The 15,283-nt window shown below is 70.5% G+C and carries 19 protein-coding genes and 2 pseudogenes; 10 read left to right on the top strand and 11 right to left on the bottom strand.

Translation table 11 applies throughout. The annotated features are described in order from the left end of the window. Positions 1–89: 89 nt before the first annotated feature. Genes ACGFYU_RS27740 through ACGFYU_RS27725 form a run of 4 tightly spaced genes read right to left on the bottom strand, consistent with a single transcriptional unit; the run spans position 90 to position 3,227 of the window. Positions 90–881, bottom strand: a complete 792-nt coding sequence (locus ACGFYU_RS27740; protein ID WP_393830025.1) for a class I SAM-dependent methyltransferase — start codon at positions 879–881, stop codon at positions 90–92. Beyond that, entirely contained in the window at positions 878–2,446 is a 1,569-nt protein-coding gene (locus ACGFYU_RS27735) for a radical SAM protein (protein ID WP_393830024.1), read from the bottom strand. Before ACGFYU_RS27735 ends, ACGFYU_RS27740 begins: the two co-directional genes overlap by 4 nt. 30 nt (positions 2,447–2,476) lie before the next feature. Next, positions 2,477–2,785: a hypothetical protein gene (locus tag ACGFYU_RS27730; RefSeq protein WP_393830023.1), complete on the bottom strand. Its 309-nt coding sequence runs from the start codon at positions 2,783–2,785 to the stop codon at positions 2,477–2,479. Continuing rightward, complete coding sequence (locus ACGFYU_RS27725; RefSeq protein WP_393830022.1) at positions 2,769–3,227, bottom strand: MauE/DoxX family redox-associated membrane protein; 459 nt, start codon at positions 3,225–3,227, stop codon at positions 2,769–2,771. The genes ACGFYU_RS27730 and ACGFYU_RS27725 overlap by 17 nt, the downstream gene beginning before the upstream one ends. Positions 3,228–3,344: 117 nt before the next feature. Here ACGFYU_RS27725 and ACGFYU_RS27720 point away from each other — a divergent pair, with 117 nt between their 5' ends. From ACGFYU_RS27720 to ACGFYU_RS27710, 3 genes are read left to right on the top strand one after another with little or no spacing between them, the layout of a single operon-like run. Further along, complete coding sequence (locus tag ACGFYU_RS27720; RefSeq protein WP_393830021.1) at positions 3,345–4,388, top strand: DUF3179 domain-containing protein; 1,044 nt, start codon at positions 3,345–3,347, stop codon at positions 4,386–4,388. Beyond that, on the top strand, positions 4,385–5,098 hold the full coding sequence (locus tag ACGFYU_RS27715; protein WP_393830020.1) for a hypothetical protein: 714 nt from the start codon (positions 4,385–4,387) through the stop codon (positions 5,096–5,098). Before ACGFYU_RS27720 ends, ACGFYU_RS27715 begins: the two co-directional genes overlap by 4 nt. Before the next feature lie 37 nt (positions 5,099–5,135). After that, positions 5,136–6,506, top strand: a complete 1,371-nt coding sequence (locus ACGFYU_RS27710) for a dihydrolipoyl dehydrogenase family protein (RefSeq protein WP_393830019.1) — start codon at positions 5,136–5,138, stop codon at positions 6,504–6,506. A gap of 451 nt (positions 6,507–6,957) precedes the next feature. Here the strand turns inward: ACGFYU_RS27710 and ACGFYU_RS27705 are convergent, their stop codons facing one another. Continuing rightward, positions 6,958–7,455: an SRPBCC family protein gene (locus ACGFYU_RS27705; RefSeq protein ID WP_393830018.1), complete on the bottom strand. Its 498-nt coding sequence runs from the start codon at positions 7,453–7,455 to the stop codon at positions 6,958–6,960. Between the two features lie 216 nt (positions 7,456–7,671). On the opposite strand from ACGFYU_RS27705, the gene ACGFYU_RS27700 reads away from it, so the two are divergent. After that, a complete protein-coding gene (locus ACGFYU_RS27700; RefSeq protein ID WP_393830017.1) occupies positions 7,672–8,343 on the top strand; it encodes a CDP-alcohol phosphatidyltransferase family protein in 672 nt (223 codons plus the stop codon). Positions 8,344–8,352: 9 nt separating this feature from the next. Here ACGFYU_RS27700 and ACGFYU_RS27695 read toward each other — a convergent pair whose 3' ends face one another. Continuing rightward, complete coding sequence (locus tag ACGFYU_RS27695) at positions 8,353–8,673, bottom strand: DUF427 domain-containing protein (protein ID WP_393830016.1); 321 nt, start codon at positions 8,671–8,673, stop codon at positions 8,353–8,355. A gap of 87 nt (positions 8,674–8,760) precedes the next feature. After that, the gene (locus ACGFYU_RS27690) at positions 8,761–9,177 is read right to left on the bottom strand and encodes a heavy metal-responsive transcriptional regulator (RefSeq protein ID WP_393830015.1); all 417 of its coding nucleotides are present in this window, start codon (positions 9,175–9,177) and stop codon (positions 8,761–8,763) included. 87 nt (positions 9,178–9,264) lie between these two features. Here ACGFYU_RS27690 and ACGFYU_RS27685 point away from each other — a divergent pair, with 87 nt between their 5' ends. The 4 genes and pseudogenes from ACGFYU_RS27685 (at position 9,265) to ACGFYU_RS27670 (ending at position 11,440) form a co-directional block, all read left to right on the top strand. Continuing rightward, positions 9,265–9,609, top strand: a complete 345-nt coding sequence (locus ACGFYU_RS27685) for a hypothetical protein (protein WP_393830014.1) — start codon at positions 9,265–9,267, stop codon at positions 9,607–9,609. A gap of 24 nt (positions 9,610–9,633) precedes the next feature. Further along, positions 9,634–10,414 (top strand): annotated as a pseudogene (locus tag ACGFYU_RS27680) (universal stress protein). A 134-nt stretch (positions 10,415–10,548) separates the two neighbouring features. Then, positions 10,549–10,794: pseudogene (locus ACGFYU_RS27675) on the top strand (LexA family protein); the annotation flags it as partial. Positions 10,795–10,936: 142 nt separating this feature from the next. Further along, on the top strand, positions 10,937–11,440 hold the full coding sequence (locus tag ACGFYU_RS27670; protein ID WP_393830013.1) for a hypothetical protein: 504 nt from the start codon (positions 10,937–10,939) through the stop codon (positions 11,438–11,440). A gap of 69 nt (positions 11,441–11,509) precedes the next feature. On the opposite strand, the gene ACGFYU_RS27665 is transcribed toward ACGFYU_RS27670, so the two are convergent. Together ACGFYU_RS27665 and ACGFYU_RS27660 are read right to left on the bottom strand one after the other, a co-directional pair. Further along, positions 11,510–12,067, bottom strand: coding sequence for a hypothetical protein (locus tag ACGFYU_RS27665; protein WP_393830012.1), 558 nt, complete (start codon positions 12,065–12,067; stop codon positions 11,510–11,512). Positions 12,068–12,177: 110 nt separating this feature from the next. Continuing rightward, on the bottom strand, positions 12,178–12,594 hold the full coding sequence (locus tag ACGFYU_RS27660) for a hypothetical protein (RefSeq protein ID WP_393830011.1): 417 nt from the start codon (positions 12,592–12,594) through the stop codon (positions 12,178–12,180). Positions 12,595–12,762: 168 nt separating this feature from the next. Here ACGFYU_RS27660 and ACGFYU_RS27655 point away from each other — a divergent pair, with 168 nt between their 5' ends. Together ACGFYU_RS27655 and ACGFYU_RS27650 are read left to right on the top strand one after the other, a co-directional pair. Then, a complete protein-coding gene (locus ACGFYU_RS27655; RefSeq protein WP_393830010.1) occupies positions 12,763–13,047 on the top strand; it encodes a hypothetical protein in 285 nt (94 codons plus the stop codon). A 168-nt stretch (positions 13,048–13,215) separates the two neighbouring features. Continuing rightward, positions 13,216–13,431 carry a hypothetical protein gene (locus ACGFYU_RS27650; RefSeq protein ID WP_393830009.1) on the top strand — a complete coding sequence of 72 codons (216 nt, stop codon included), beginning with the start codon at positions 13,216–13,218 and terminating at the stop codon, positions 13,429–13,431. A 195-nt stretch (positions 13,432–13,626) separates the two neighbouring features. Here ACGFYU_RS27650 and ACGFYU_RS27645 read toward each other — a convergent pair whose 3' ends face one another. Both ACGFYU_RS27645 and ACGFYU_RS27640 read right to left on the bottom strand, forming a co-directional pair. After that, positions 13,627–14,187, bottom strand: a complete 561-nt coding sequence (locus ACGFYU_RS27645) for a hypothetical protein (protein ID WP_393830008.1) — start codon at positions 14,185–14,187, stop codon at positions 13,627–13,629. Continuing rightward, complete coding sequence (locus ACGFYU_RS27640) at positions 14,184–15,158, bottom strand: hypothetical protein (RefSeq protein ID WP_393830007.1); 975 nt, start codon at positions 15,156–15,158, stop codon at positions 14,184–14,186. The genes ACGFYU_RS27645 and ACGFYU_RS27640 overlap by 4 nt, the downstream gene beginning before the upstream one ends. Positions 15,159–15,283: the final 125 nt, after the last annotated feature.

The following is a 15,283-nucleotide window of genomic DNA, read 5'->3' as shown; positions in this document are numbered from 1 at the left end:
ACTTCCGTTCCTGTCGCTGACGCTAGGACGCAGGGCACATGCAGGTATGTGAGGGCGCTTACGTACCCAGCGGTAGATCGCCGGGGCCGTCAGGGTGATGACTTCACGGCGGCCAGCAGGGCGTAGCCGAGTACGCCGTCGGTGACGGCGGCGCGGGCAGCGTCCAGGACGGCCGGGGCCGCGGTCAGGTCGACGCCGGCGTCGGCGAGCCGGGCTGGGGCGGTGATGCGCAGCAGATCCAGGCGGGCCTGGATCTGGTCGATCATGCGGATCATCGCCTCGTCGTGGCGTTCCGTGGTGAGGGTGCGCAGCCCGGCAGCGGCGAGGAGCTCGGCGTAGTCGTCGAGCGGACGGGCGTCGGCGATGCAGGCGATGCGGGCGGTCAGCCCGCGCAGCTCGGGCGGGAGGCGGTCGGTGTCGGCGGTGACGTCGGTGATGCCGAGGCGTCCGCCGGGTTTCAGGACGCGGGCGACTTCGGCTGCGGCCCTGGGCTTGTCGGGAAAGGTGCACAGCGCGCACTCGGACACCACGGCGTCGAAGACCTCGTTGTCGTAGGGCAGGTGCTCGGCGTCGCCGGTGGTGAAGACGGCCCGGTCGGCCAGCCCTGCGGCTTCGGCGGCTCCCTGGGCGAGGGCGGTGTTGGCGGGCGCGTAGTCGACGCCTTCCGCACGCACCCCGTAAGCGTCGGCGAGCAGGAGCGCGGTGGTGCCGCGGCCCGAGGCGACGTCGAGGACCCGCCCGCCGGGAGTGAGCGCGAGCCGGTCGGCGAGGCGGCGGGTCAGGGCGGTGCCGCCGGGGTGGTAGGAGTCCCCGAGCAGTAACGCGACGATGTCCTTGGAATAGGCGTCCGCGCAGCAGGACTTGAGCTCCTCGTGGCTCACGGCCGACGCTCCTCGCGTCCGGTGCGGGTGGTCTTCGAGCCGTACGGGGTCGTCGTCAGCCGGCCCGCGAGGGGTAGCGCGTTCGGGGCGACCGGGGCGACGGGGACACCGGACATCTGCTCGCGGACCTGTTCTCGGTAGCCGACGGAGTTGTACGCGCAGAAGGGGATGAGGCGTCCGTCGGGGGTGATCTCCTCGACGCAGCACTTCATCAGCTGCTTGACGTTGAGGGTGTAGGGGTCCTGGAAGTCCTGTACGACGATCATGAACGCCTTGTCGTTCAGCTGCTTGACGGTCTCGGGCAGGTCGATGCCGCAGGCGTCCGCGCAGTCCAGGGCCTCGGCGGTCGCGCGGAGCTTGTCCTCGGTCGTCTCGGTCCCCATGAAGGCGGAGGCCGACCACAGTTTCTCCAGGGCCTCGCGGATGCCGGCGTCGGGCATGACGCGGTTGGTGACGTAGTCGAGGTAGTCCTCCACGTTCAGCAGCCGCGGGATGGGCACGACGGTGCGGTTACGCGGTTCTCCGTCCACCAGGAGGTAGGTGATGGAGCGGCAGGTGGGGAAGCAGCACGGTACGGGGAAGAAGTCGCCCTTCTGGAACCAGTCGGGCCGTTGTGCGTTGATCAGTCGGATAACGTCCGGGTTGGTGAGCCTCTCCAACGGGTCGAACTCCACGTGCCGGCCGGAGTGGGTGACGGGCTGGAAGGCCACCGAGCGGACGGCGGGATGGTCGATGCCGAACTCGATGATCGCCCCGAGTTCGTGCTCGTTTAGGCCGCGCTCCACGGCCGCGACGAGGGTGACGGTCAGCCCGGCCTCGGCGCAGTTGTCCAGCGCCCGCTGCTTGAACGTGCGCAGGTCCCGGCCCCGGATCTCCAGATGGGTGCGCTCGTCGAAGCCGTCGAACTGGAGGTAGACGTTCACCGACTTCCCTGCCACCTGGTTGCGTTTGCCGAGTTCGGCAACGAAGTTCTTGTCGGTGGCCAGGCGGATGCCGTTGGTGTTGAGGTTGACGTTGCGGATCGGGCGGGCCTGGGCGAGGTCGACGAAGTCGAGGATGTGCTTGTGGATGGTGGGCTCGCCGCCGGAGAACATCACCACCTCCGCCTCACCCTCGCTCTCCACGAAGGTGTCGAGCATCCGCTCGCACTGCTCATGGGTGATGGAGTAGCCGTCGCTCTGGTGGCCGGAGTCGGCGAAGCAGATCGGGCAGTCCAGGTTGCAGCCGGTGTTGACCTCGATGATGCCCAGGCAGGCGTGCTGCTTGTGCTCCGGACACAGCCCGCAGTCCGACGGGCAGCCATCCTTCACCTCCGTCTGGAACGTCAGGGGGATCGTGCCGGGCTTGTTGAACCGCGCCGAGGACAGATACTCCTCCGCGTCCCCGTACACCAGCGCCTCGAACTCGCCGTGCTCACGGCAGCGTTTACGCAGATACACCTTGTCCGCGCGGATGTTGACCTGCGCGTCGACCGGTGTCTTGCACAGCGGACAGATCGACTTGGTGAACTCCACGAACACCTCGTCCCGGTCCGCCTTGCGCCTCGGCGCTGGTGCCTGGGTCATCGCAGAACTCCTCTTCCATGGGGGATTGGTTCAGCGGACGTCGCCGCCCGCATCGACTTCTTCGTGTGGCTGGGGGCCGGCGGGGACGGTCGAGCAGCACTCCTCCGGCCCAGCGCCCCGGCGGCGACGCGCTCGGCAGCGCAGGGCGTAGCCGGCGCCGACGAGCAGCACGACCGCACCGACAGTGATCAGCCACCAGTTGGCCAGGGCACCTCCGACGGCGCCGAGTGCTCCACCGGCCACAAGCAGCGGACCCGCGCAGCACACCACCATCAGCAGCCCGGCACCTACGACCGCCGCGAGGCCGCCGACACCGGACCGCTCACGGGATGCGGACATCACCTCTCGCCTCCTCCCCGTCGTCGGAGGGCAGCGGGGCGGGCGACCGGCGGGCGGAGCGGATCAGGATGCCCGCGTAGAACAGGGTCAGGGCGTCCTGCAGCAGCACGAACCAACTCAGCCGCTGCGTGAGGTAGATGCCGAAGCAGCCGCAGTTGTCCACCGACAGCCCCCGCGCATACGCCTGCGCGGCCAGCACCGTCCACACCACCGACACGCCCGTGTACACCCACACCGGTGCCAGGGCCTTCGACCGCGGGCGGGCCAGGAACCAGACGCCGGCCACCAGCTCGCCCGCGATCAGTGCCACGGCCAGCGCGGTCGCGGGGGCACCGTCCACCAGCCCGTACGCGGCCAGAATCTCGGGCATGTGCCCGAAGGAGGCGAGCTGGCCGATCGCCATCGCCGTGTACACCGTGACGAGCACGATCCGCAGCACCATGATCCGACCGTAGGCCGCCAAGGAGGGCGAGAACTGTAAGCGCGCTCACCGAAGCGCCGCCCGATACGGGGGCACGATCGGCAGTACGAATCCGAGGGGTTTCGGGAGGTGAGCCAGGTGGACGGCCAGAACGATCGGAAGCCTTCTCGCCCGTCGCGGCGGCAGGTCCTCAAGGGCGGGGCCGTGGTCTGCGCCATCAGCCTCGTGCTTGCAGGCGGGGCGATCCTCGGCGGGAAACTGGCCTCCGACGGGCCCTCCGACCCGGTGACGGCCGTACAGCCGGGCCAGGACCCGTCACTGGAGGCGCTCGCCGGCTCCGCCGTGTCCGGCGGGCCCGGCAAGGACGGCATCCCCTCCATCGACAAGCCCCGCTTCGTCCCTGTGAGCAAGGCTGGCTTCCTCGACGAGGACGATCCGGTCTTCGGTCTGGAGTACCAAGGTGAGGTGAGGGCCTATCCGCAGCTGGTGCTGGTGTGGCACGAGATCGTCAACGACACCGTCGGAGGTGAGCCGCTCGCGGTCACGTACTGCCCGCTGACCGGCACGGTCATCGCCTTCTCCGCCCCGCCCGGCGTCCGGGACCTGACGTTCGGCACCACCGGCAAGCTCGTCAACTCCAACCTGCTGATGTACGACCGGCAGACGGGATCGGAGTGGCCGCAGCTGCTCGGGCAGGCGGTCAGCGGCCCGCTGAAGGGCACGAAGCTGGACACCGTGCCTCTGGTGTGGACCACGTGGAAGCAATGGCGCACCGCGCACCCCGACACCGACGTGTTGTCCACCGACACCGGCGCGCTGCGCTCGTACGGCAGCGACCCGTACGGCTCGTACGACTCCTTCCCGGACCGCGGAGGCTACTACGCCAAGGGCCGGCCGATCTTCCCCGTCCTGGGCACCAGCGACCGGCTCCCCGACAAGGACGTCGTCATTGGCGTCCGCGTCGGCAAGGAGCGCCTTGCCATCGACAAGGACCTCGTCCGCACGCACCGGACCGTGCGCGCCGAGGTGGGCGGCACGCCGGTGGAGGCCCGCTGGGACGACCAGCTCGGCACCGCCCGCGTCGTGCAGCAGGTAGGGGAGCGGTGGGAGCCGGCGGACTTCCTCGACTCGATGTGGTTCGCCTGGTACGCGTTCTACCCCAACGGACAGGTGCGGACATGAGCAGGCTGCTGACGGCACTCGCCAGAACGGGTGACGCCTGGGACGCCACCGCCGTCGCGATCAAGACCACGCCCGGGCGGGTGCGTGCCGCCCTCGCTGTACGCCGACACCGAAGGACGGCGCTCATCGCCGCGAGCCTCACCCTGCTGGTGTACCTGCTCTCCATCGGGGACCTCGCCGTTTCGGCCTCCGGCCGGTTCACCGGCGCACCTGTGTTCCGGACCACTCCTGGACAGCTGCTGGAGGTCCGCGCACCGTATCTGTTCGAGCCGGTCCTCGCCTGGCACCCCACCAGCCACCTCGCCATCTTCCTCAGCCCGGTCAACCTGCTGCTCGGCGCCGTCGTGGCGGCGCTTGTCGGCTGCAACATCGCCGTGGCCGCCCACGCCGCCCGGCAGGCCGCCTCCTGCCGACGCACCCGCTACGCCCGGCTGCTGGGCGTGCTCCCGGCGTTCCTGCTCGGATTCGCCTGTTGCGTGCCCACCTTCCTGCTCGTCCTGGGCGCAAGTACCGCCGCTGCACTGCTGCCGGTCCTGATCCCGCTGCGCCCGGTCTTCTACCCGCTCACCCTGCTGATGCTGACCGGCACGCTGGTGTGGGGCACCTCGCGGACGGGCCGATCCGGGCGGCGTACCCGTCACGCGGGTGACACCGGCAACGCGGCGGCGCAGGCGCCTGCCGCAGCCCCGGATACGCCGGATACGCAATGACCGAGACCTCGAACGCGGTTGACCAGGGAGGCTCCTCATGGCGCAGGTGCAGGAAGTTGATGTGGTGGTGATCGGCATGGGCGTCGGGGGTGAGCATGTCGCCGAGCGGCTGGCCGAGGAAGGGCTGGACGTGGTGGGGGTGGAGGCCGAACTGGTCGGTGGGGAGTGCCCGTACTGGGCGTGTATCCCGAGCAAGATGATGATCCGCGCCGGCAATCTTCTCGCCGAGGCGCGGCGGGTGCCCGGCATGGCCGGAGACTCTCAAGTAACCCCCGACTTCGCGCCGGTCGCCGCCCGGATACGGGACGAGGCCACCGACGACTGGAACGACCAGGTGGCCGTCGACCGGTTCACCCGCAAGGGCGGGCGCTTCGTCCGCGGCCGTGCCCGCCTGGCCGGACCCGGCCGGGTGGAGGCCGAAGGCGAGATGTTCGCCGTCCGGCGCGCGGTGGTGCTGGCCACCGGCAGCCGCCCGCAGATCCCGCCCGTCCCCGGGCTGGCGGACGTGCCGTACTGGACGAACCGGCAGGCGGTCTCGGCCAAGGAGCCGCCGGCCTCGCTGCTCGTGCTCGGCGGGGGCGCCGTCGGCGTGGAGCTGGCACAGGCGTTCGCCCGCTTCGGGACCGCGGTGACCGTCGTGGAGGCGATGGAGCGGCTGCTGCCCGCGGAAGAACCCGAAGTCGGCGCACTGCTGGCCGAGGTGCTGACGGAGGAAGGCGTCACCGTACGCACCGGAGTACGCGCCACCGGAGTACGGCACGTAGATCACGCCTTCCGGCTCACCCTGGAAAGCGGGGAGGAGGCCGTCGGGCAGCACCTGCTGGTGGCCACCGGACGCCGACCCCAGCTGGCCGGACTCGGCCTGGAGACCATCGGCCTCGATCCTGACGCGCCCGCTCTGACCGTGGACGGGCAGATGCGGGCCGCACACGGCGTGTGGGGCGTCGGCGACGTCACCGGCCGGGGACTGTTCACCCATGTGGCGATGTACCAAGCCGAGATCGCCGTCCGCGACATCCTCGGCCGGCCAGGACCGGATGCCGACTACCAGGCCCTGCCCCGCGTCACCTTCACCGACCCCGAGGTCGGCTCCGTGGGCCTGACCGAACGCGCCGCTCGCGAGCAGGGCCTGCGCGTACGGACAGGCATCGCGCGGGTGCCGTCCTCGGCACGAGGCTGGATCCACAAGGCCGGCAACGACGGCCTGATCAAACTCGTCGAGGACACCGACCGCGGCGTCCTGGCCGGGGCCACCTCCGCCGGCCCGGCGGGTGGTGAAGTTCTCTACGGACTGGCCCTCGCCGTGCAGAGCGAGATTCCCGTCGAGCGGCTACGCCACATGATGTTCGCCTACCCCACCTTCCACCGCGCCGTGGAGGACGCCCTCACCGACCTGGGGAACGACTGACGCATGCACCCGGCGTACCACTGCGGCTCAGCGGACGGTCCGCACGTCGACCGGTCAACGGTCGGCCGCCATTTCCCGGCAATCAGCTGTGAGGAGGAGGCAGCCAGCAGAACACCGCGCGCCTGAGCGCCCTGACCAGCCAGTCGCCCACACGATCACGCACCCAAACCCGTCCCGGGAAACCCCGGGACGGGGCCGCATCCATCGGCGTCGGCGAGCCGACCGGCACTGCCCCCGGCTCTTCCTGCGTCCCGGCCCGCCGGACCCTGTCCTCGACCCCGCGCTCGCCCGAGTGGCTATCGGCATGCCGGTGCTCCATGGACTGCTGCCGTTCAGACGGACGGTTTCGCTTTTTGGCCATGACCAACTGCCTCCTTCCGGCGCGATGCACCCGGATGCGCCACCCGCACCCCACCTCCAACGGCCCGGCCGCCTCGATACGGCGAGCCGCTCACAGCAGGGCCGCGCGCCGCTCGGCCTCCTGCCGGACCGAGGCCAGGGACGCGGCAACCGCCGCCTCCCACCGTGGGGCGACCAGGCCGCCCCACCACTGCCCGGCCCGCCACAGATCCGTGGCGAGCTCACCCTCGTACACCAGCCGCGTAGCGGATTCGTGCTCGGTGAGGGTGAACGACTCCGTGACGGCGGGCACCGGCCCGCGCACCAGGCGGAAGTCGACCCGCTCCGGACGGGTGAACCGCACCGTTTCCACCGTCGTCGCCGTCAGCCGACCGCCCATGACTGGGGTGTGATGGGCGGCGAGCACCATGTCCGAGCCCCGCTCCAACACGAGCACCTTCTCCCGCATCGCCCGCGTGGAACGCCCCAGATACGGCTGGGCGATGACGTCGAACACCACCTCGCGCGGGGCCGCGACGTCGACGGTCTGCGGCCCGAGCGGGCGGGTGCGCCGCCCGACGCCCACGTCCAGCGGAAGCGCCCCGGTCACCAACCCCAGATACCCCGCCGCCGCGCCCGTGCCCGCCACTACCGCCCCTGTAAGAGCACCGATCCACACCATCGCCCAGACCTCTCCACGCGTCCGTCCCGTTCTCCTCACCGACGCTAGGACGGGTCTCCCGGGCGATCAGTGAGCACGCTCACCTTCCTCCGGGTGCGTCGGCCCGTACAGTCAAGGTCATCACCCTGTGGAGGAGGGAGGCGCGTGGAGTCCGTAGCCGATCTCGCCGACAGCCGCGCCGTTACGGACGTGCTGCTGGGCGATCTGCGTGCAGCGCATCTCACACCGGCGGCTGTCGTCCGCTTCCTGGGGCGCGCTGCCCGCCGGTCCCTGCGCCAGGCCGCCCGACGGCCAAGGGCGCTGGTCGAGCTGACCGCCCTGCACGGCGTGCTGTACGCGCTGGCCGATGGCCGCCGGCCCGGGCGGCGCTGGGTGACCACCAGCTGGACGCTCGCCGCACTCCACCTCGGGATGCTGGAGCACCGCAACCGCCTGACCACCGCGGACGCGTTGACGCTGCTGCGCGGCAACCTCCCCGCCCTGCCCGGCGGCGCCGGACGAGCCTCCGGATTGCTGGCGATCGGCCTCGATCTCGCCGACGGACACCTCGCCCGCAACCAAGGCGCGGTCTCCCCCTTCGGGGAGTACGCCGACACCTTCGCCGACGCCGCGTACTGGACGTGGTTCACCCTGCGTCACGAACCCAGCCGCACCGTCCGGGCGGCTGCGGTCGCCGCCTGGACGCTCCCCATCGTCGCCGTTACCGGCCTCGCGCTGCACCGCGGCACCATGCCCGAGCGGCCACGCCCCGTCCTGCTGCGGCCTGCCGCCACCCTTCAGGCGGTCGTCGCGCTCCGCCACCTCACCCGCCGCTGACCGTCCTGCTTACTTCCCGCTTTCCTCGGGCTGGTCCGGCTCTGGTGTGCCCTCCACGCGCACGCCCTGCCAGAACGCCACGTGGTCCTTGACCTTCCGGGCCAGCGGGCTGGGCCTGGGGTAGTACCAGGCGGCATCCGGGTTCGTCAGCCCGCCGACCTCGAGGTTGTAGTAGCGGGCCACGCCCTTCCAGAAGCACAGTGACCGGGTCCTGCTCGGCGTGAAGTAGTGCCGGTTGAGCGACTCGGGCGGGAAGTAGTGGTTGCCCTCGACGATCACCGTGCGCGGGGTCTCCGCGATCACCGTGCCGTTCCACACCGCTCGCAGCATGGCCTTGCTCCTTACCGTGAACGGGCACCCGTGCGCCCCGTGACCTTCACGCTAGGCGGGCCCGGCCGGCCCCTTCAGTGACGGTGCTCACCGTCTGCGAGAGCTGTGCGCGCCTGTGAGGATGCGGCATACGTCGGCGTCGGTGCAGTCGGACGGATCGGTTACGGCGGCCCGCTCCGCCAGAGTCCGCAGGACCGCTTTCGTGGCCTGGAGCTCGGCCAGGCGCCGGTCGATGTCTTCAAGGTGCCGGTCGACGAGCGCGGTGACATGGGCGCAGGGGGACGCGCCGGCGTCGCGCAGAGCGAGCACGGAACGGATCTCGGCCAGGCTCAGCCCCGCGCCCTGGGCGTCGCGGATGAACGCCAGCCGCTGCACAGCCTGCTCCGGGAAGTCGCGGTAGCCGCCCGCGGTACGCGGCGGGGCGGGCAGCAGCCCGGCCTGCTCGTAGAAGCGGAGGGTCTTCGCCGTCACGCCGCTGACGGCGGCGAGGCCACCGATGCGCATGCGTCCAGGCTAGACCTTGACCTTCCAGTGCACTGGAAGGTCTACCGTCCAGAACACAGGCGAAGAACCATCGGGAAGGGGTCCGTCATGAACCAGCCGGAGACGACGACACGCATCACGGTGCTGACCGCGCCCGACTGCCCGAACGCCCCGCTCGTACGCGAACGGATCACCGAGGCCCTCGAAGGCCGTACGACGCCGGTGGAAGGGATCGAGGCGAACGACGCGGACGCGGCCACCCGGCATCGGATGGCCGGTTCGCCCACCGTCCTCCTGGACGGCATCGACCCGTTCGCCCACGACGGCGATGTACCGAGCCTGTCCTGCCGGCTCTACCGCCACGCCGACGGCACCACCGACGGCGCCCCGGCCGTCGCAGACCTTCGCCGCGCTCTGACCGGCGGCCGGCCCGAGAGGACCGGGAAGGAGTGAGGCAGGCAGCCCTCTTACGAGACGGTGGCGCTGTGGCGCTCCACCCGCTCGCGCAGCGTCCGCGCGAACTCCCCCTCACCGCTGGGCCCGCCCGACGGCGGCCTGCGCAACATGGCCGAACACCTGGTTGCCGAGGCCGAGATCCACGCCAGAACGGCCGCACCTGACATGAAGGTGACCTCCGCCGTGGTGACCGGGGAACCGCTGACCGTCCTCCAGGCCCAGTGACGCACCGCGCAGCTCATCGTGATCGGCTCCCGCAATATGGGCGGCCTCATCGGCCTGATCGTCGGATCGACAGCCGTACGCCTGGCCGCCCACGGACACTGCCCCACCCTGGTCACACGCGCACCCGGCAACCCCACCGGACCCATCCTCCTCGGCGTCGACGGATCCCCCGCCGGCACGAAAGCGATCGAGTCCGCCTTCACCGAAGCCGCACTCCGCGGGGCTGAGCTGATCGCCCTGCACGCCTTCACCCCCTGGAACACGGCCATGCCCCCACCGATCGACCCGGCCATGCCGTACGCGGGAACACCCGGCGCGCTGGCCGAAAGCCAGGCCAGCCTGCTCTCCGCAGCGCTCGCCGGCCACCAGGAACGGCACCCGGACGTACGGGTTGAGCGCCGGACGGTACGGCAAGGGACCCGCGAGGCACTGATCGAGGCCAGCCGCCCAGCTGCTCGTCGTCGGCGCCCGCGGACGCGGCGGCTTCACCGGCCTGCTGCTCGGATCGGCCAGCCCGGCCATGCTCAACCACGCGCACTGCCCCGTCGCGGTGGTCCCAGGAAGCAACTTCACCTGAGCGAGGGTCTGGGAGAGACCGCGAGCCGAGTACCGAGGATGGGGAACGCGACGTACGGACGGGGTGTTCCGGCACAATGACCCGCGGGTTCGTCACTAGGGTGCTCCAGGAATCTGGGAACCCGTCGGTTTCCGGTGGTCGGCGACAGCATGATCGAGGCCGCCATCTGCGACGGCGACATCGTCGCCGTGAGGAAGGCCGACAGCGCGGACCACGGCGACATCGTCGCCGCCATGCTGGACGGGGAGGCCACCGTCAAGCGTCTGCGCCGCGAGAACGGCCAGGTCTGGCTCATGCCGCACAACGCGGCGTACGAGCCGATCTCTGGCGACGACGCCGTTATCCTCGGCAAGGTAGTCGCCGTCCTGCGCGCGCTCTGAGCAAGAGCGCCCCGCGCCGCCCATGGGACGTCCCCCTCGGCCGCGGCGTACGCACGCGGCCCCCTGCACGAGCCCGGCAGAACGCCGGCACGTACCAGCCCAACGACGGGACCCCGACTTGACCCTGATGCCAGGAGCACGCGTGCCGGGACGGACCTGGACGGTCCGCCTCACCGGCCACCCCGATCACACCGTGTCCGTCACCTGCAGCACCGCCGCATGCCGGATGCCGCCCCGCTCGAAGGACGCCGCGAGCATGCGCCGCTTCGCCGCCGAGCACATCAGTGCCCACGGACGCCTCGCCGGCGCCCGCCCCAACGCCGCCTGCAGCTGCGGCAGCGCCCACTGCGCCCTCCACGACTCTCCCGTCCAGTGCGCTGGCAGCAGCCTGTTGGTCCTCGTCCACAACCCGGCCGTCGGCCAGGTCTGGACCCTGGCAGAGGTCTGCCAGACCTGCGCCCGGAACATTCCGCACATCACCATCCTGGCCACAGCCAAGCCGTCCGTCCCCACCCCGGCGGCCCCTTCCGCGGAGCAGCCGGCGCAGCGCACCGCGGTACCGGGCGGGTTCTCCTCACCGGAGGCCGCTCCCGACCCCTCACCGGGCCGGCGCCGGCCCCACCGTCCGCACCGGTCGCGGGGCTGAGACCGGAGCGGCGCCACCGCCGAGCCCTCGCAGAGTTGCCCGCTCGCCGCTGGATGAGCACGGCCTGGGTCAGCGGCGGGTGACGCCGTAGCCGGTGTCGTTGAGGGCGGACGTCCAGACCTCCCGGTTGAACCACTTCGTGATGTCGGGCTGCATGGCGGTGATGGTGTCCATCCGGGCCTGCCAGTCGGTGCCGGTGGGCCGCTTGTCCTGACAGCCGGTGCAGCCGACCTCGCCGTGGATGTGGCCGGCCATCCAGGCGTTGACGGCGACGTTGACGATGACGCTGTAGAGGTCGCCGCCGCTCTCCTCCAGGGCGTCGGGGACACCCCCGAGGATGAGTGCCAGCTCCGGGTTGTCGACTGGCGGCATCGGCGCGCGCCCCACCTGGCCGGGCGTGCTGCTGGTCTCGGCCGCCTGCCGTTGCTGAGCGATGCTGGCCGCGAGGCCGGCCGGGTCGAAGTACCGCCAGGCGGAGCGCTCCTGGATCCCGAGCTGGGTGGCGACGGCGCGAATGTTCTGCTCGATGGTGTCGGCGACCGTACCCGGGCGGACAGTCACCCCGCGGTGGGCCAGCTGGGCCAGCGTCTCCGCGACCGCTTCCTTGAAGGCTTTGGTGTTCCTCATGACCACCATCCTTCAGCAAGAGAGCAAGATCCACTGCTCCCGGTCAGTTCTCGAACCGCAGCCACGGAGGCCGAGTTGAGGCCGCTGCGACCGTCTCCCTGGTTCAGCCGTCAGCCCCCGGGTCGGCCGTCGCCGGTCCAGCCCTCGGTGAACGCCCTGAGCCGGTCTCGCTGCCGCTCCTCTTCCGCGATGCAGGCGTCGAGCACGGCCTGATCGACGTGGGGGGCGACGGCGGCGAGGACCAGGCGCTGGAGCTCGGCGGGGTCGAGCGCCTCGACCTCCCACTGCACCGGGCGGCCGACGTCGAGCCCGTAGCGGTCGGCGAATCCGGCCCAACGCGGGTCTCCGGCCTTCCCTGCGGCCGCTGGCAGGTCGTACTCGCGGACCTGGTCGTGGGTGAGCAGGACGCGCTCCGCGTGGCTCCAGCAGGCTGTGCGGGCCACCCAGTCCCGTTCGATGTCAGCGCCCGATGCGTCGAAGTCACCGGCGTTTCTCCGGGGCGCCGCGAGCGTGCGGTTCGAGTTCACACAGCTCAGAAGCGGTCACGACGACCATAGCGAACGCAACAGGTGTGGTGCACGAGACCGCGCGGGGACCTCACCCGATCGAGGAGGCATGGATCAATCTCCGCGACATAATTAAATCTCGCTGAGACCGTGAGATGCTGACGACAAGTCATCATCAAGGAGGGGACCATGGCCAGCAGGCGCGTTCTCAAGCTCACCTTCGAGTTCCACGTCCCGGAAGGGTTGAACGCCAACATCCGCAGCGCCCGCATCGACAGTGCGACCGACGAGATGATCGGCGCCATCAAGGGCATGACCCCGCAGGTCTTCCCTTGGGCGAAGGACCTCGTCGTCCACCGGGAATGGGCTTACCGCTGGCTGGAGATGGAGCCGCAGAGCCACACGTTCCCCGCGACCGACAAGAACACCGCTCCGCTGGAGAGCGAAGCAACCGATGAAGCCGCTGCCAGTTGACAGCTGACACGTCGAGGGCCGCCACCCGCCACCCGGGTGGGTGGCGGCCTCGCCTCCGTCAGGACTTTAAGATCATCCCGTGGCGGCTTTGGCCTCACCTTGGCTGGACACCTACGGAACGATGTGATGGCAAGGGTCGGGGCCAACCAGGCGAGGAGAACGACGACGATGAATCTGTTGAAGCTGCTGTTCAAGGCGATCACGTCCGACCGCGAGCCCGACGCCCTGCCCCGCTCGGAGGTCTACCGCTGGCGCTGCGACACGTGTCGAGACAGCTATGTCGGCTCCGATCGGCAGCATGTCGGGAACGTCGCTGCTTCGCACCGGCGGCGGAGCGGCGGCAAGTGCCGGACGCCGAAGGTGGTACGCGCCTCCGAGATGTGACGGCGACGGGCGGCGGGTTGGTCCCAGCAGATCCGCCCTGACCTGATCATCCCTACCGGCAAGCACATGGGTCAGAATTCCGGCATGGCCAGCATCTACCGGGCGCTCGCCGAACACGGGAAGCGCCAGCCGTACCCGGAAGCCGCCGAAGCAGCTCAGGCCGCCTTCGCTGGCAGGTGCCGCTGACCTGGTCTTTCACTCCGAAGGCTGGGGTTCGCGGCCGCGGTTGAGCTGGGCCATGAGCTCGCGGTTGGCCGCGCGGGCTGCGGCGAGGTCGTCGTCGCGGTCCTGGAGCGTGAGCTCCAGGTCGACGACCTGCTGTTCGAGGGTGGTGATCCGGGCCTGGAGCTGTTCGGCGTCGTCTGGGCCGCCGATGCCGGACTCGCGCCAGACCTGTTCGCCCAGGACCTCGCTGAGGCGGGCTTCGAGGCGTCGGATGTGTCCGGCGAGGCGGGCGGTGCGGGCGTCGGCTGCCGCCAGGTCGGCCTGCAACGAGGCCCGGCTGACCGCGGGGCCCCGGCCGCCCGGGACCGTGGGCGGCTCTGCGGCCTGCGCGTGGATCTGTCCGAGCAAGTCGCGGTGGCGGTAGAGGAAGGTGCGGTCGACGCCCGCGCGGCGGGCGATCGCCGCGACGCTGGCCTCAGAGCCGTCCTTAACGGCATCGGCCAGGGCGGCGAGGACCCGCTGGCGGCGCCGGCCGGTGTCGGCCCGGCGGCCTTCCAGCATGGCCTGGACGGCGGGGTCGGTCGGGGTCATGCGGGTCGCTCCGGTCGTAGGTCGGGCAGCGGCTGGGGAATGCGGGGCATGCCGAGGAAGCCCTGGCGGGTCTTGCGGACCATGGCCGCAGCCTGCTGGATCTCGGCGCGTTCGGCGTCGGTCAGCTTGTCGGCCTCCTCGGTGACGCGGCGGATCAGCCGCCGGACGCGGGAGATCTCCTCATCCGACGGGGTGGCCTCGGCGCGAGCCCAGTCGTCGGCCTCGGTCATCGACCGCAGTCGCTCCCGCTGCCGCAGCAGGCCGTCGAGGTAGGCGGCCAGCTCGGGGAGGTAGGAGATGTCGGTGGAGTAGTGGTCGCAGCCCATGCAGCGGAACCGCAACGGGCAGGCGCCGCCTCCGGCTGCGACGTTGGACGGCTCGGAGCAGGTGCCGAAGGGGACCTGGACCGAGCCGATCGCCAGACGGACGCGTTCGGCGTCCAGCAAGGTGGTGACCGCTCCCCAGACCCGCTGCCCGTGGCGGTCGAACTGCATGGCGGTGACCTTGTCGACGGCCTCGCGCAGGCGTACTTCCTTGACCCGGTAGTAGCAGCGGGTCGACTGGTAGGAGTCGTGATCCATCAGGGGTGAGAGGACCTCGATGGGGACGCCGGCGTCCGCGTGGCGCTGGGCGAAAGAGTGCCGGTAGGCGTAGGGGAAGATCTTCTCCTTGTCGAAGACGGTGTCGTCGTCCAGGCGGAACTCCGGCAGGGCGGTGACCCAGTCGCGGTGCATCCCGCTGAAGTGCGTGGCGTCGATGCCCTTGGCTCCGAGCTGGTTCATCACCGACGACGGCAGCAGGGCCAGCTTGGACAGCGGACGGTCCGGGTAGAGCAGGCGGACGCGATCTTGCTGATCGCAGATCAGCTGCGCGGTGGGTTCGTGGATCGGTAGTTCCCGGCGGATCCGTTGCTCTTTCCAGTTGTTGTAGACCAGGACGGGCTTGCCCTGCCGGTCCCGGTTCAGTGTCAACGGCCTCGTAGTGCTCCCCGCGGTGTGAAGTCCCACGAGAAGTTGGACAGTCTGTACCGGACTGATGCTTGACGGTCCCGCGAGATTTCTGAAGGTCTCGGCACATCCTGGACGGCCGTGTCTCG

Origin of the sequence: Streptomyces sp. NPDC048337, assembly GCF_043201175.1 — a bacterium.
Classification (GTDB): Bacteria; Actinomycetota; Actinomycetes; order Streptomycetales; family Streptomycetaceae; genus Streptomyces.
Note: the sequence above shows the minus strand (reverse complement) of the source record. Positions and strands in the feature narration are given on the sequence as shown.

Bases quoted from the DNA above. Each gene is read 5' to 3' on its own strand.
- ACGFYU_RS27735 (WP_393830024.1), bottom strand. From the start codon at position 2,446: ATGACCCAGGCACCAGCGCCGAGGCGCAAGGCGGACCGGGACGAGGTG.
- ACGFYU_RS27725 (WP_393830022.1), bottom strand. From the start codon at position 3,227: ATGGTGCTGCGGATCGTGCTCGTCACGGTGTACACGGCGATGGCGATC.
- ACGFYU_RS27730 (WP_393830023.1), bottom strand. From the start codon at position 2,785: ATGTCCGCATCCCGTGAGCGGTCCGGTGTCGGCGGCCTCGCGGCGGTC.
- ACGFYU_RS27695 (WP_393830016.1), bottom strand. From the start codon at position 8,673: ATGCTGCGAGCGGTGTGGAACGGCACGGTGATCGCGGAGACCCCGCGC.
- ACGFYU_RS27690 (WP_393830015.1), bottom strand. From the start codon at position 9,177: ATGCGCATCGGTGGCCTCGCCGCCGTCAGCGGCGTGACGGCGAAGACC.
- ACGFYU_RS27685 (WP_393830014.1), top strand. From the start codon at position 9,265: ATGAACCAGCCGGAGACGACGACACGCATCACGGTGCTGACCGCGCCC.
- ACGFYU_RS27715 (WP_393830020.1), top strand. From the start codon at position 4,385: ATGAGCAGGCTGCTGACGGCACTCGCCAGAACGGGTGACGCCTGGGAC.
- ACGFYU_RS27665 (WP_393830012.1), bottom strand. From the start codon at position 12,067: ATGAGGAACACCAAAGCCTTCAAGGAAGCGGTCGCGGAGACGCTGGCC.
- ACGFYU_RS27650 (WP_393830009.1), top strand. From the start codon at position 13,216: ATGAATCTGTTGAAGCTGCTGTTCAAGGCGATCACGTCCGACCGCGAG.
- ACGFYU_RS27655 (WP_393830010.1), top strand. From the start codon at position 12,763: ATGGCCAGCAGGCGCGTTCTCAAGCTCACCTTCGAGTTCCACGTCCCG.
- ACGFYU_RS27645 (WP_393830008.1), bottom strand. From the start codon at position 14,187: ATGACCCCGACCGACCCCGCCGTCCAGGCCATGCTGGAAGGCCGCCGG.
- ACGFYU_RS27710 (WP_393830019.1), top strand. From the start codon at position 5,136: ATGGCGCAGGTGCAGGAAGTTGATGTGGTGGTGATCGGCATGGGCGTC.